This is a genomic window from Tenacibaculum soleae (genome assembly GCF_001693415.1).
In the GTDB taxonomy this organism is placed as follows: domain Bacteria; phylum Bacteroidota; class Bacteroidia; order Flavobacteriales; family Flavobacteriaceae; genus Polaribacter; species Polaribacter soleae.
Genome location: NZ_MAKX01000002.1, coordinates 125,584 through 138,425, shown reverse-complemented (window position 1 = coordinate 138,425; position 12,842 = coordinate 125,584). Strand labels below are relative to the sequence as shown.

Sequence of the window (12,842 nt, the reverse complement as noted above, 5' to 3'; positions counted from 1 at the left end):
GCGGGCTTTTCGTTATATCTTTTATTCATTCTTCATAAAAGGATGCCACTTCAATCCCTAGCGCAAATAAACTATGTACTTGTTATTTTATTGATAAGGTTGATAAGTTATAACTTATACCTATATTTATATTGTTTGATTTTACATTGCCAAAAGGCGAATAATATTTACCCACAGAAGCTAAAACAGCAATACTCTTGCTAACATCATAGCTTAAGCCTAATGTTGGGCGAATAATAATTCCTTCATCAGTATCTACACCTGCACCACCACCAGCACCAGCCATCATCTCAGCAAAACCACGCATTTTGTTGTTTAAAAATCGGGGAGAATATATTCCACCACCTACTAAACCATGGGCATAACCACCCGAACGACCATCGTAAGCAAAACTTGCTTCACCAGCAATGTAAAGCCATTTATTAAGGTCGTAATTAACTTTTAAACCAATTAATTGTAAATCAATTTCAGTCGCATTGTAAACGTCATCAGTTTTAGCTACATTAAAATAGGTTTGATTCTGAATTTCAATTCGTAAACCTTGAGTATAAAAATTGGTGTAATTTTTTTCTTCATTGGTTGTTCCTCCGTTTAAGCCAAAGTATTTTAAACCAAACCCAAAAGTATAAGCTTCTAAATCGCCGTCAATAGCACCATAATATCCAGCATGACCACTTAAGGCTAGTTTTTTTGAAATTTTTAAATCTACTCCTGCAGAAGGGTAAATCATCAATCCACCTTCAGGAGCCACACGACCACCTGCAGCACCAATACCTAATTTGGTGAAAATATTAATGTATTTTGATCGATATGGATGATAACCAGCACCAAAAAATAAATCCATAAAACCAGCACGTAAACCTTTGTAAATAGCATCTGTATGAGCAAATAAGAAGGTGTTTTCTGATACGTATTTCTGATATTCAAATCCAATAACATATAAGGTTTCGTTTAAAGCATCACCGTTATCTTTTTTAGAATTTCCTATCGGCTTAAAAAAGTCGAAACGAACTTGTTGTGCGTTTTTTACAATTGGCTTGCTCCAAAAATCATCGGAAGAAAGATTGTCAGCGATAAAATCTTTATGAGCTTTATTGTAATCGGTAAAACGTAAAACACTCGGTATTTCAACAAAAACTGAAACAGAATTACTTTTTATTTTACCTGATAAAAAATTTAAGTGACTGTATTGCACCCCAAACGAATAGTTGTTTTTTTTGTATTGCAATCCAATATTCGGATTTATAAATCCGCCATCGTTTATCAAATTACGGTATCCACCACCACCACCAAAATGGAAGTTGGCATCAAAATAAATGTTTTTATAAAGTTGTTTGTTTACCCCAATTTCTGCACCTAAGGTAAATAAACCTCCTTGGTCACCAGTTACAGCAAAATGAAATCCTGCACCACCATATAACCAGTTGTTAATTGGTATTTGATAATGTAAACCAGCCAATCCCATAGTTGGTTTTAAATTAGGAAACTCATCCGTAGGCATTTGAACAGGAATAAAGTTTAAACGAACTTTATTGTGCAGTTGTTTCCCTTTTAAAGAGGAAAGGTTTTGTTGAGAAAAAGAGAAAAAAGAACATAGAAAAAAGAGCAAAGAAATTAATGTCTTAAAAAAAATTTCTTTATTTCTCGAAATGATAGAATGTTTTTTGTTTTCCATTTTCTAAAAAATATTAAAAGCCAATTATTGGCTATTCAAACTCACTGGTAAAATGTAGTTTTACGGATGGGTATTTACTTTGTGTCATTTGAATGGTAAAAGCAGAATCGGCTAAAAACACTAATTTACCTTCTTTATCTTTAGCTAAATAACGTTGTTTTACACGCTTAAATTCTTTAAACTCTTCGTTTTTTTCATCTTCAGGTTGTACCCAACAAGCTTTATGAACAGCAATGTTTTCGTAACTACATTTTGCTCCATATTCATGCTCTAAACGATATTGAATAACTTCGTATTGTAAGGCACCAACGGTACCTACAATTCTACGACCATTCATATCCATGGTAAATAATTGCGCTACACCTTCGTCCATTAATTGGTCTAAACCTTTGTATAATTGTTTAGATTTCATTGGGTCGGCATTGTTTACATAACGGAAATGCTCTGGAGAAAAACTTGGAATTCCTTTAAAGTTTAATTTTTCACCTTCGGTTAAAGTATCACCAATTTTAAAATTCCCAGTATCGTGTACACCAACAATATCGCCAGGAAAAGATTCGTCTACAATTTCTTTCTTTTCAGCAAAAAAGGCATTTGGGCTCGAAAATTTCATTTTCTTACCATTACGAACATGAAGGTATGGAGAGTTTCGTTTAAAAGTACCTGAAACAATTTTTATAAAAGCAAGTCGGTCTCTGTGTTTAGGATCCATATTTGCATGAATTTTAAACACAAATCCTGATAGTTTTTCTTCTTTCGAATCCACTAAACGTTCCTCAGCTTTTTTAGGTTGTGGTTGTGGTGCAATTTCAATAAAAGCATCTAGCAATTCTTTTACACCAAAATTATTTAAAGCAGAACCAAAAAAGACAGGTTGTAAATCACCAGCTAAATATTCGTCTTGATTAAATTCAGGATATACTTCATAAACTAACTCTGATTCTTCTCGCAAGGTTTCGGCAGCAGTTTCACCAATAATTTCATCTAACTGTGGGTTTGATAAATCGTCAAAAACCACACCTTCAGAAATGGTAGTTTTATTTTCAGCAGAAAAAAGGTTTAGTTTCTTCTCCCAAATATTATAAATACCTTTAAAATCGTACCCCATTCCTATAGGAAAACTCATTGGCGTAACGCGTAAGCCTAATTTTTGCTCAACTTCGTCTAATAAATCAAAAGCGTCTTTACCTTCACGGTCTAATTTATTTATAAATACGAGCATTGGTATTTTTCGCATGCGACAAACTTCGACTAATTTTTCGGTTTGTGGCTCAACACCTTTAGCAACATCAATCACCACAATCACACTATCAACAGCTGTTAAAGTTCTAAAAGTATCTTCAGCAAAATCTTTGTGACCAGGCGTATCTAAAATATTTATTTTTTTGTCTTTATAGATAAAAGCTAATACCGAAGTAGCTACCGAAATTCCACGCTGACGCTCAATTTCCATAAAATCAGAAGTAGCTCCTTTTTTTATTTTGTTGTTTTTTACGGCTCCGGCTTCTTGTATTGCACCACCAAATAAAAGTAACTTTTCAGTTAAAGTAGTTTTACCAGCATCGGGGTGAGATATAATTCCGAATGTTCGTCTTTTCTGTATTTCTTCTAAAAAACTCATCTATAAATTTTAAGGTTGCAAAGATACGTTTTAATGCTAACTGTTCAAAAGGTTTAATTGTTGAACTGCTATCTATTTTGTAAGTTTGTTTTTCGTAAAATTAATCAATGAAAGAACAGGTAATATTAGTAGACGCGCAAGACAATCAAATAGGATTGATGGAGAAAATTGAGGCGCACGAAAAAGCTTTATTGCATAGAGCATTTTCGGTTTTTGTTTTTAATGATAAAAAAGAACTGATGTTGCAACAAAGGGCAGCTGATAAATATCATTCGCCTTTATTATGGACTAACACCTGTTGTTCTCATCAGCGAAATGGAGAAACAAATTTAGCTGCTGGTAAAAGAAGATTACAGGAAGAAATGGGTTTTGTTTGTGATTTAAAAGAAGTGTTTTCGTTTATTTACAAAGCGCCTTTTGATAACGGATTAACCGAGCATGAACTAGATCATGTAATGGTGGGATGTTTTAATGAACAGCCAAATATTAATAAAGAAGAAGTTGAGTCTTATAAATGGATGACTTTAGAGGCGGTAAAAAAAGACATAGAAGATAAACCAGAAATTTATACAGCTTGGTTTAAAATTATTTTTAAAGAATCGTACGAAACATTAAATAATGCCTAGAGTAACTGTACATAGAAAAGCACATTTTAACGCCGCTCACAGGTTGTTTAACCCGAGTTGGTCAGATGAAAAAAATAAAGAGGTTTTTGGTAAATGTAGCAACCCTAATTATCACGGGCATAATTACGAGTTAATTGTTTCCTTAACAGGCGAAATAAACCCAGAAACGGGTTATGTATATGATTTAGGAATACTAAAAAATTTGATTAAGACTGAAATTGAAGATGCTTTTGATCATAAAAACTTAAACCTTGACGTTGTTGATTTTAAAAATTTAATTCCCACAGCAGAAAATATATCTGTTGTAATATTTAACAAATTACGTGTAAGTATTCCTGAATTTTTAGACTTAAAAGTTACCTTGTATGAAACACCAAGAAACTACGTAACTTATAGCGGATAATTTTTATGATAGATCAATTACTACGATTTGAGCCAATTTTGAAACCTAAAATTTGGGGAGGAGAAAAATTAAAAACACTACTTAATAAGCAATCAGATAGAACAGACATTGGTGAAAGTTGGGAGATTTCTGGTATAGATAAAGATATCTCTGTAGTTAGTAATGGTAACCTAAAAGGGAAATGTTTAAATGATCTTATAAAAGAATTTAAACAAGATATTTTAGGTGAAAAAGTGTATCAAATTTTTAAAGATAAATTCCCGCTACTTATTAAATTTATTGATGCTAAGAAAAAATTAAGTTTACAAGTACACCCTAATGATGTTTTGGCACAAAAAAGACACAATTCGTTAGGTAAAACAGAAATGTGGTATGTGGTGAATGCTGATAAAAAAGCAAAAATTATAGTTGGTTTTTCTGAAGAGTCAGATAAAAAAACATTTTTACAAACCATAAATTCAGGCAATGAATTAGAACTATTAAATGTTGATTTTGTGAAAAAAGGAGATACTTTTTTAGTGCCTGCAGGAAGAGTACATGCTATAGGTAAAGGCGTTTTGTTAGCTGAAATACAAGAAACATCAGATGTTACCTATCGTATATCTGATTGGAGTAGAAGAGATAATCAAGGTAAAGAAAGAGATTTGCATGTAGATTTAGCCTTGGATGCTATTGATTATTCAGCAAAATCAAATTATAAGGCAGAATATCTTAAAAAGAAAAACAACCCATCTAATATTGTAGATTGTAAATATTTTACTACTAATTTTTTACATCTAACAAAAGATTATATGCCAAATCATGAAGACAAAGACAGTTTTGTGATTTATATGTGTGTAGAAGGAACTGCGATATTTGAGTATAAAAATCAACAAGAAAAACTACAAATGGGTGAAACAATTTTAATACCTGCTTGTATAAAAAAGATTAATGTTATAACCGAAAATGCAAAACTTTTAGAGGTGTATATAAAGTAAAACAGGCTTAAAATTATTAAGCCTGTAATTCATAAAAATAATTTTAAGCAATTTTTTGTAAGCTATAACCAAATGTAGCTTTACATATAATGTTTTGTTTTTTTTCTTCTTTTTTAGATACGGTTATATAAAGTATAACTTCGGTATCACTTAATTTTTTTATATTATTTTTTATAATAAGCTTATCGTTTAGATAAGCATTTTTAATAATATCAAACTCAATGTTTTTAAAACTTAAGTTTAAAGAGTTTTTATAATATGTTAGTGAAGAGTTTACGCTCGATTCAATTTTGTTGTATAAGATTGAAGTTTTTAGCGTTTTGTTTTTGTTAACCTGTTTTTTGTTAACAATAAAATATGAAGGATTGTTTTTTAGTTCTATGTAAGTATTCATTTTTTTAAGGATTTATAGGTGGAAGTTTGGGTGTTGTAAAAAAGACATTTCGTATTAAAAACATTGTAGTTTGTAAATACATGTTAATTTGCTTGGTAATTTTTAAGATGTTCATAGTTATATAAAATTTAAAATGTTGTTAAATAAAAAAAGGTGCTTTTTATAAAAAGCACCTTTTGTAGTTTGTATTAAATATCGGATTTTAAAACCGCTGTTTAAGTCTTTTTTTTGGAGCACTTTTTATATACACATATTTTTTTTGCATACGGGTGTTACACATTATTAAAATAATAATGTGTAAAGTAGTGGTATATGTACGTAAAAGTGTATTCATAGTGTACCTCAAATGTAACAAAAGTTTTTGTTAAAAAATAAAAAGATAAAAATATTAATATTAAACTTTTAATAAGTGAGTATTTATAAAGTTTTAAAAACTGTTTAAATACGTATCTTTGAAGTGTCTAAATAAACAGATTTTATGAAAATAATAGCAATGATTCCTGCACGTTACAATGCATCTCGTTTTCCTGGAAAATTAATGAAAAATTTAGGAGGAAAACCGGTAATTGTTAGAACTTATGAAGCAGCTGTTACAACAAAATTATTTGATGAAGTATATGTGGTAACTGACTCTGATGTTATTTTTAAAACAATGCAAGAGGCAGGCGGAAAAGTGATAATGAGTAAAAAAGACCACGAGTGTGGTTCGGATAGAATTGCTGAAGCTGTTGAAAATTTACCAGTTGATATTGTGGTAAATGTACAAGGAGATGAACCTTTTATTGATACCATTTCTTTATCAAAATTAATTCAGGCTTTTAAAGAAGATACCAAAGAAGAAATAGATTTAGCGTCTTTAAAAGTAGCAATGACAAATATTGAAGATGTTGAAAATCCGAATAATGTAAAAGTAATTACTGATGTAAATGATTTTGCCATTTACTTTTCGCGAAGCGTTATTCCTTTTCATCGAGATAAAGATTTGAAAGTTACTTACTATAAACATAAAGGTGTATATGCGTTTAGAAAAAAAGCATTAATCGATTTTTATCATACCCCAATGACCCCAATTGAAGCTTCCGAAAAAATAGAGTGTATTCGGTATTTAGAAGTTGGAAAAAAAATAAAAATGATAGAAACGTCGGTTGAAAGTATTGGTATTGATACTCCAGAAGATTTAGAAAAAGCAATAAAACAACTAGAAAATGACTAACATAAAAGTAATTGCTTTTGATGCAGATGATACACTTTGGGTAAATGAAACCTATTTTAGAGATGCCGAAAATGAGTTTGCTAAACTATTATCTGGTTATGAAACTGAAAATAAAATTCATCAAGAGCTTTATAAAAAAGAAATTGATAATCTTAAAATTTACGGTTACGGTGTAAAGGGATTTGTTTTGTCGATGGTTGAATGTGCACTAGAAATATCAAATAATAAAGTAAATCAAAATACAATAAATAAAATTCTTGAAATAGGTAAAGAAATGCTTGAGCAACCTATTGATTTATTAGATGGAGTAGAAGAGGTTTTACAAAAATTACAAGGTAAGTATAAGTTGATTGTTGCAACAAAAGGTGATTTGTTAGATCAAGAACGTAAATTAGAAAAATCAGGAATTTTAAAATATTTTCATCATACAGAAGTGATGAGTGATAAAAAAGACAAAGATTATTTAAAATTAATTAAACATTTAGATATTGATCCGTCAGAATTATTAATGATAGGGAATTCATTAAAATCAGATGTATTACCTTTAGTTAAAATTGGTGCATCAGCAATTCATATACCGTTTCATACTACTTGGGCACATGAAGAAGTTAGTGAAGAGCAAAAATCTGATAATTATAAAACAGTTTCTAAAATTACAGATGTATTAAATTTCTTGTAGATGAAGTATTTAGATATTGAAAAGTGGAATAGAAAACAGCATTTTAATCACTTTAAAAATTTGGCCGACCCAACTTTTGGAATTGTAGCTGATGTTGATGTGTCTAAATGTTATCAATCAGCAAAAGAAAACAAACAATCATTTTTTGTTCGTTACCTACATGCTTGTATGATGGCTATTAACGCAATTGAAAATTTTAAATATAGAATTGAAGATGATAAAATTGCTATTTACGAAACAGTAAATGCTTCAGCAACAATAGCTAGGTTAGATAATACCTTTGGGTTTTCTTATATTGATTTTTCTAATAATTTTGAAGAATTTAGCCTTAATTTTAAAAATGAAAAAGCACGTATTTTAAATTCTACCGATTTATTTCCTCCAAAATACTCCTTAGGCTGCATACATTGTTCTGCTTTACCATGGGTGTCTTTTACAGCACATAAAGAACCATATTCAGGAAATAAAAACGATAGTGTGCCTCAATTGTCTTTTGGTAAAATAAAAGTTGAAAGTGGTAAAAAAATAATGCCCGTCGCAATAAATGTAAACCATGCTTTGGTTGATGGATTTCATATAGGACAATTTTTTGATAAATTTCAAGCTCAATTAGATAAAATCGATTAATTTTGCAAAAAATATAATAATTATGGCAAGCATTAAAAACTTAAAAAAAGATATTGATTACACTTTAGGAGATATTATTGACATCTGTAGATTAACAGCGCAATTAAACCCTAATGTAGATGTAGATAAATCAGAAGCAATTGTTGATGAAGTTTTTGAAACGTTTGATACTTTAATAGTAAAAATAAACGCTAAGAATGTTGAAAATAAAAAAGCTCATTTTAAAGCGATAAGCGTTGAATTAGAAGATAAAGCAAATGCTTTAATAGAAAAGGTAAATAACTTATAATTGTTTGTAAGTTAAATGTTTAAAGCCGATACTTTTTTAAGTGTCGGCTTTTTTTGTAAAATTTTAACATCTGTAAAGGAATAATTTTTTGTAAATTACGTTCTGTAATAATGAAACAATTAACCCCCTTTTAAAAACATGGCAAGAGCAATGTATGAGTACACAAAAACTGTACTTAGAAAAGTAAGTTTTAATACAGATTTATTTTGTAGAGAACTAGAAAAAGCATTAAATAGATTGTTACCTTATGAAGTAAATGAGTTAACAATTTGGTTAAAAGAATATACAGCAAACAAACCTAATTTATATGTTTGTTTAGCCTTGGTAAAAAAATAAGAATAAAAAAAGAAGCTTTTAGCTTCTTTTTTTATTCTTATTAGCACGATACTTTCTCATAAGTTTTCGATTAAACTCATGTTCAGCTATTTTTAAGGTAAGTATTTTTTTAGAAGATAATATTTTTGATAACTTGTACTGAAACAAGGTTTTTACTTCATGCTGTTGTTTATTAATAGATTGAATTGTCTTTAAAATTTGTTGTGAATCTTTTTCTGATAATTCATCAATACCTCCTTTTTTTAATATTTTTTTCTTTATACTAAAACGTTCTTCTTTGTGAAGTTCTATTCTTTTTTTGTCATATTTGTTATAAATAGGCCAAAATTTTTGAGCTTCAATTTCTGTCAGGTTTAATTTTTCAGTTAAAAAAGCGATTTTATATGCGCGAATTTTATCTGAACTACCTTTTTTTGTTTGTGCTTTAGAGGTAAAACTGTTTAAAAATGCAATGTGCATTAAAAAAAGTAAGAGTATATTTTTTTTCATCATTATTCAATTTCGTTTATAAATGTAGCTTCGTCAATATTGTCTATATAATTTTCTAAATTATTATCGTTTATAGATGTTAAAAAGTCATCTTCAAAATCTTCAGATTCTAAAAAAGTTGCCAAGTCAGTATTATTGGTTTCTCCGTATCCATTTTCGTACCATGATGTTATTTCAGTATAAGTTATATCATCAAAGGTGTTTGTATTGTTAGTGTTAAAATAATTTAAACCTATAAATAATAAAACAGCTGCCGCTGCTGATAATGGAACAAATTGTAGTATTCTTTTTTGTAAAGAAATAACTTTTGTTTCTTTTGATGTTGTTATATCTAATTTAGTTAAAATAGTATTTTCAACAGTATTAAAGTAATTAGATGGTGTTGTAAAAACTTCTTTTTTTGAAAGGCTTCTAATAGTTATTTCTGAGGTAAAATTGTCTTCTAGCTCATCAAAGTAATTTTCAGGAATTAAAAACCCTGTATTCTTACCTGTTTTTTGGTTTATAAAATCGGTTATATTTTTTGTCTCTTTATCCATCTCTATAGTAAGACTTTAATTTTATTAAAAGGTTTAATTATAGTTTTTAATAAATTGTTCTATTTTTTTTACGGCAATATGGTAAGATGCTTTTAAGGCACCTACTGAGGTTTCTAGTATCTCAGATATTTGCTGATATTTCATTTCATCAAAATATTTCATATTAAAAACTAATTGTTGCTTTTGAGGTAAGGTTGCAATTGCTTTTTGTAAAATTAATTGAATCTCTTCTCCTGTAAACCAATTGTCATTATCTAAATTAGAAACAAGTTCTTTTTGATAATCTGCAATATCAATGTTTTTTTCTTTGGCTCTTTTATTAATAAAAGTTATTGATTCGTTGGTTGCAATTCGGTACATCCATGAGTAGAGTTTGCTATCTTTTTTAAAGCTATCGATATTTTTAAAAATTTTGATAAAAGTATTTTGTAACACATCATCTGCATCATGATGTGAAATAACAATTTTTCGTATATGCCAATACAACCGTTCTTTATAGAGCGATACTAATTGTTTAAATGCAAGCTCCTTTGTTTTGGGAGATTGCAATTGTATTATAAGTGTAAGTTCGTCTGTCAACTAAAATTGTTTAGCTGTTAGACATTAAAGATAATAAAAGGTTTAAAAAAAGACTAAAAAATTATGATCGTTTTCTTGAACAACCAAACAAACGTTTCTCTTTAATAGTTTCAGAAACACCTTCTGGAAGCATGTTTTCCCATCCTTCTTCGTTGTTTTTAATCATTTTTAAAACTTTTCTTGAAAAAATATGTAAAGATTCTTGATCAAAATTTTTAATATCTATAAGTCTACCATTATTTTTAAAGAACTTATAAAGTTCTTTCATTCGTGGGTGTACTTTTAAATTTTCGCTAGTAATGTACTCTCCCTTTTCTTCATCTTTATAAGGATACATGTATACCTTTAAGTCTTTATAAAAAAGTTTACCAAAAGCTTCTAAGATACCACCACTTAAGTCGCGATAGTATTTTTCATCAAAAATTTGAATTAAATTATTAACACCCATGGCTAAAGCCATTCTTTCTTTGGTAAATTCACTAAAATAATCAACTAATTTAAAGTATTCTTGATAGTTGGTTATCATTACATTTTGCCCCAATGCACATAGTAATTCAGCTCTATCTAAAAAATCACGTTCGTTAATTTCACCTTCAGCACGAAGATTACTTAAGGTAATTTCAAAAATAACTTGTGTTTTTTCTGGATTTACTTTTTTCTCTGCTAAAAATAATTGTTTAGAACGCTCAAACATGTCCATATTTACTTTGGTAACAGGACGATAACTACCACGAAGTGCTAAAATATTCTTTTTATATAATACTTGGGCTGGTAATAAATTATTTCCGTCAGGACCAAACATAACGGCATTCGTCATTCCGTTTTTAACAAGTTGTAAACTCATTAAACGATTATCAACATACATAAAACGAGGTCCAGAGAAATTAATCATGTCAATTTCTAAGCGGTCACTATCAATATTGTCGTAAAAAGACTTTAATAACTCTTTAGGGTTGTCGTTTAAATAATAGGCTCCGTAAACTAAATTTACTCCTAAAACACCTAAGGTTTCTTGCTGCTGACGAGCATCAGTTTCTTTAAAACGAAGGTGTAAAATAATTTCATTATAATCTTCAAGAGGGTCTAATTGAAAACGAATACCTACCCAACCATGACCTTTAAATTTTTTAGAAAAATTAATGGTTGCGACTGTATTAGCGTAACTAAAAAATAATTTTTCAGGATGTTTTTGACGATCAAGACGTTCTTCAATCAAGTCCATCTCATGTCGTAACATTTTTTTTAATCTTTTTTCGGTAACATAACGATTGTCACTTTCAACACCATAAATGGCATCAGAAAAATCTTTATCATAAGCACTCATTGCTTTTGCAATAGTACCTGAAGCACCACCAGCTCTAAAAAAATTACGAACCGTTTCTTGCCCAGCACCAATTTCTGCAAATGTTCCATAAATATGGGCATTCAGGTTGATTTTTAAGGCTTTACTGTTTGTAGTAGGTACAGTACTTATTTTTTGATCTCCTTTAAGCGTAATTGCCATTTTATTAATTTTTGTTACGGACAACAAATGTACTGAAAATAGGAGTTATCAGGCAATATTTGTCGTATTTTTGTGTTAACAATGGAAGAAAAAAAGCAAATAAAAGTAACTTTTTTAGGAACAGGTACTTCAACAGGTGTTCCAATGATTACCAGTAAACACCCCGTAGCACTTTCTAAAGATACAAGAGATAAAAGATTACGTTCATCGGTAGTAATATCATGGGATAATTATAATTATGTGATTGATTGTGGCCCTGATTTTAGACAACAAATGATACGAGAAGAAATCGCATCGATTAACGGGATTTTATTTACTCATGAACATGCTGATCATATTGCGGGTTTAGATGAAATACGACCTTATTGTTTTCAAATGGGAGCGGTACCAATTTATACTTCAAAGAGAGTGCTAAAAGTTTTAGAAAAAAGATATGATTATATTTTTGCCACTGAAAATAGGTACCCAAGTGCACCAAAAGTAGCACCGAACATTATTTCTCATCAGCAAAGTTTTTACTTTAATCATGTAAATGTAATTCCGATTGAGGTAATGCATGGACAATTACCAATTTTAGGCTATCGATTTAATGACGTTGCTTACCTTACAGATATTAAAACAATTACCGAAGAAGAAAAAAAGAAATTATATAATTTAGATACACTTATTGTAACAGGATTAAGAAGAGAGCCACATGCAACGCATTTTAATTTGGAAGAATCTTTGGCTTTTATTAAAGAATTAAAACCTAAAAAAGCATATTTAACGCATATAAGCGAGTTGTTAGGTTTACATGAAGAAGTAGAAAAAGAGCTGCCTGAAAATGTGTTTTTAGCTTATGATGGATTGAAAATTTAGGCAGTATTGAATTTATTAATAGTACTATTAATT

The 12,842-nt window shown here is 29.5% G+C and carries 16 protein-coding genes; 9 read left to right on the top strand and 7 right to left on the bottom strand.

The annotated features are described in order from the left end of the window. Positions 1 to 82 precede the first annotated feature (82 nt). Both BA195_RS07885 and BA195_RS07880 read right to left on the bottom strand, forming a co-directional pair. Positions 83 to 1,675: a hypothetical protein gene (locus BA195_RS07885; protein ID WP_068704225.1), complete on the bottom strand. Its 1,593-nt coding sequence runs from the start codon at positions 1,673 to 1,675 to the stop codon at positions 83 to 85. A 31-nt stretch (positions 1,676 to 1,706) separates the two neighbouring features. Further along, positions 1,707 to 3,296 (bottom strand): peptide chain release factor 3, encoded by a 1,590-nt coding sequence (locus tag BA195_RS07880; protein ID WP_068704224.1) that lies wholly within the window; start codon positions 3,294 to 3,296, stop codon positions 1,707 to 1,709. Positions 3,297 to 3,403: 107 nt separating this feature from the next. Here BA195_RS07880 and idi point away from each other — a divergent pair, with 107 nt between their 5' ends. The 3 genes from idi to BA195_RS07865 are packed head-to-tail and all read left to right on the top strand — an operon-like array spanning position 3,404 to position 5,302. Then, on the top strand, positions 3,404 to 3,922 hold the full coding sequence (gene idi, locus BA195_RS07875) for an isopentenyl-diphosphate Delta-isomerase (protein WP_068704223.1): 519 nt from the start codon (positions 3,404 to 3,406) through the stop codon (positions 3,920 to 3,922). Further along, positions 3,915 to 4,325 carry a 6-pyruvoyl trahydropterin synthase family protein gene (locus tag BA195_RS07870; RefSeq protein ID WP_068704222.1) on the top strand — a complete coding sequence of 137 codons (411 nt, stop codon included), beginning with the start codon at positions 3,915 to 3,917 and terminating at the stop codon, positions 4,323 to 4,325. Before idi ends, BA195_RS07870 begins: the two co-directional genes overlap by 8 nt. A gap of 5 nt (positions 4,326 to 4,330) precedes the next feature. Then, a complete protein-coding gene (locus tag BA195_RS07865) occupies positions 4,331 to 5,302 on the top strand; it encodes a type I phosphomannose isomerase catalytic subunit (RefSeq protein ID WP_068704221.1) in 972 nt (323 codons plus the stop codon). A 43-nt stretch (positions 5,303 to 5,345) separates the two neighbouring features. On the opposite strand, the gene BA195_RS07860 is transcribed toward BA195_RS07865, so the two are convergent. Beyond that, a complete protein-coding gene (locus tag BA195_RS07860) occupies positions 5,346 to 5,696 on the bottom strand; it encodes a hypothetical protein (protein ID WP_068704219.1) in 351 nt (116 codons plus the stop codon). 478 nt (positions 5,697 to 6,174) lie between these two features. On the opposite strand from BA195_RS07860, the gene kdsB reads away from it, so the two are divergent. The 5 genes from kdsB (at position 6,175) to BA195_RS07835 (ending at position 8,840) form a co-directional block, all read left to right on the top strand. Then, positions 6,175 to 6,909 (top strand): 3-deoxy-manno-octulosonate cytidylyltransferase, encoded by a 735-nt coding sequence (kdsB, locus tag BA195_RS07855; protein ID WP_068704217.1) that lies wholly within the window; start codon positions 6,175 to 6,177, stop codon positions 6,907 to 6,909. Beyond that, a complete protein-coding gene (locus BA195_RS07850) occupies positions 6,902 to 7,588 on the top strand; it encodes an HAD family hydrolase (protein WP_068704215.1) in 687 nt (228 codons plus the stop codon). Before kdsB ends, BA195_RS07850 begins: the two co-directional genes overlap by 8 nt. After that, positions 7,589 to 8,215, top strand: a complete 627-nt coding sequence (locus BA195_RS07845; protein ID WP_068704214.1) for a chloramphenicol acetyltransferase — start codon at positions 7,589 to 7,591, stop codon at positions 8,213 to 8,215. Positions 8,216 to 8,237: 22 nt separating this feature from the next. Continuing rightward, positions 8,238 to 8,504 (top strand): hypothetical protein, encoded by a 267-nt coding sequence (locus tag BA195_RS07840; protein ID WP_068704212.1) that lies wholly within the window; start codon positions 8,238 to 8,240, stop codon positions 8,502 to 8,504. Between the two features lie 138 nt (positions 8,505 to 8,642). Next, entirely contained in the window at positions 8,643 to 8,840 is a 198-nt protein-coding gene (locus BA195_RS07835) for a hypothetical protein (protein ID WP_068704210.1), read from the top strand. 18 nt (positions 8,841 to 8,858) lie between these two features. On the opposite strand, the gene BA195_RS07830 is transcribed toward BA195_RS07835, so the two are convergent. The 4 genes from BA195_RS07830 to BA195_RS07815 form a co-directional block, all read right to left on the bottom strand. Further along, positions 8,859 to 9,332, bottom strand: a complete 474-nt coding sequence (locus BA195_RS07830) for a hypothetical protein (protein ID WP_068704205.1) — start codon at positions 9,330 to 9,332, stop codon at positions 8,859 to 8,861. Continuing rightward, complete coding sequence (locus BA195_RS07825; protein ID WP_068704203.1) at positions 9,332 to 9,868, bottom strand: hypothetical protein; 537 nt, start codon at positions 9,866 to 9,868, stop codon at positions 9,332 to 9,334. Before BA195_RS07825 ends, BA195_RS07830 begins: the two co-directional genes overlap by 1 nt. Positions 9,869 to 9,901: 33 nt before the next feature. After that, a complete protein-coding gene (locus tag BA195_RS07820; protein WP_068704201.1) occupies positions 9,902 to 10,447 on the bottom strand; it encodes an RNA polymerase sigma factor in 546 nt (181 codons plus the stop codon). A 61-nt stretch (positions 10,448 to 10,508) separates the two neighbouring features. After that, positions 10,509 to 11,951 carry a nicotinate-nucleotide adenylyltransferase gene (locus BA195_RS07815; protein WP_068704200.1) on the bottom strand — a complete coding sequence of 481 codons (1,443 nt, stop codon included), beginning with the start codon at positions 11,949 to 11,951 and terminating at the stop codon, positions 10,509 to 10,511. Positions 11,952 to 12,032: 81 nt separating this feature from the next. Between BA195_RS07815 and BA195_RS07810 the strand changes: the two genes are divergently transcribed. Further along, complete coding sequence (locus tag BA195_RS07810; protein WP_068704199.1) at positions 12,033 to 12,809, top strand: MBL fold metallo-hydrolase; 777 nt, start codon at positions 12,033 to 12,035, stop codon at positions 12,807 to 12,809. Positions 12,810 to 12,842: the final 33 nt, after the last annotated feature.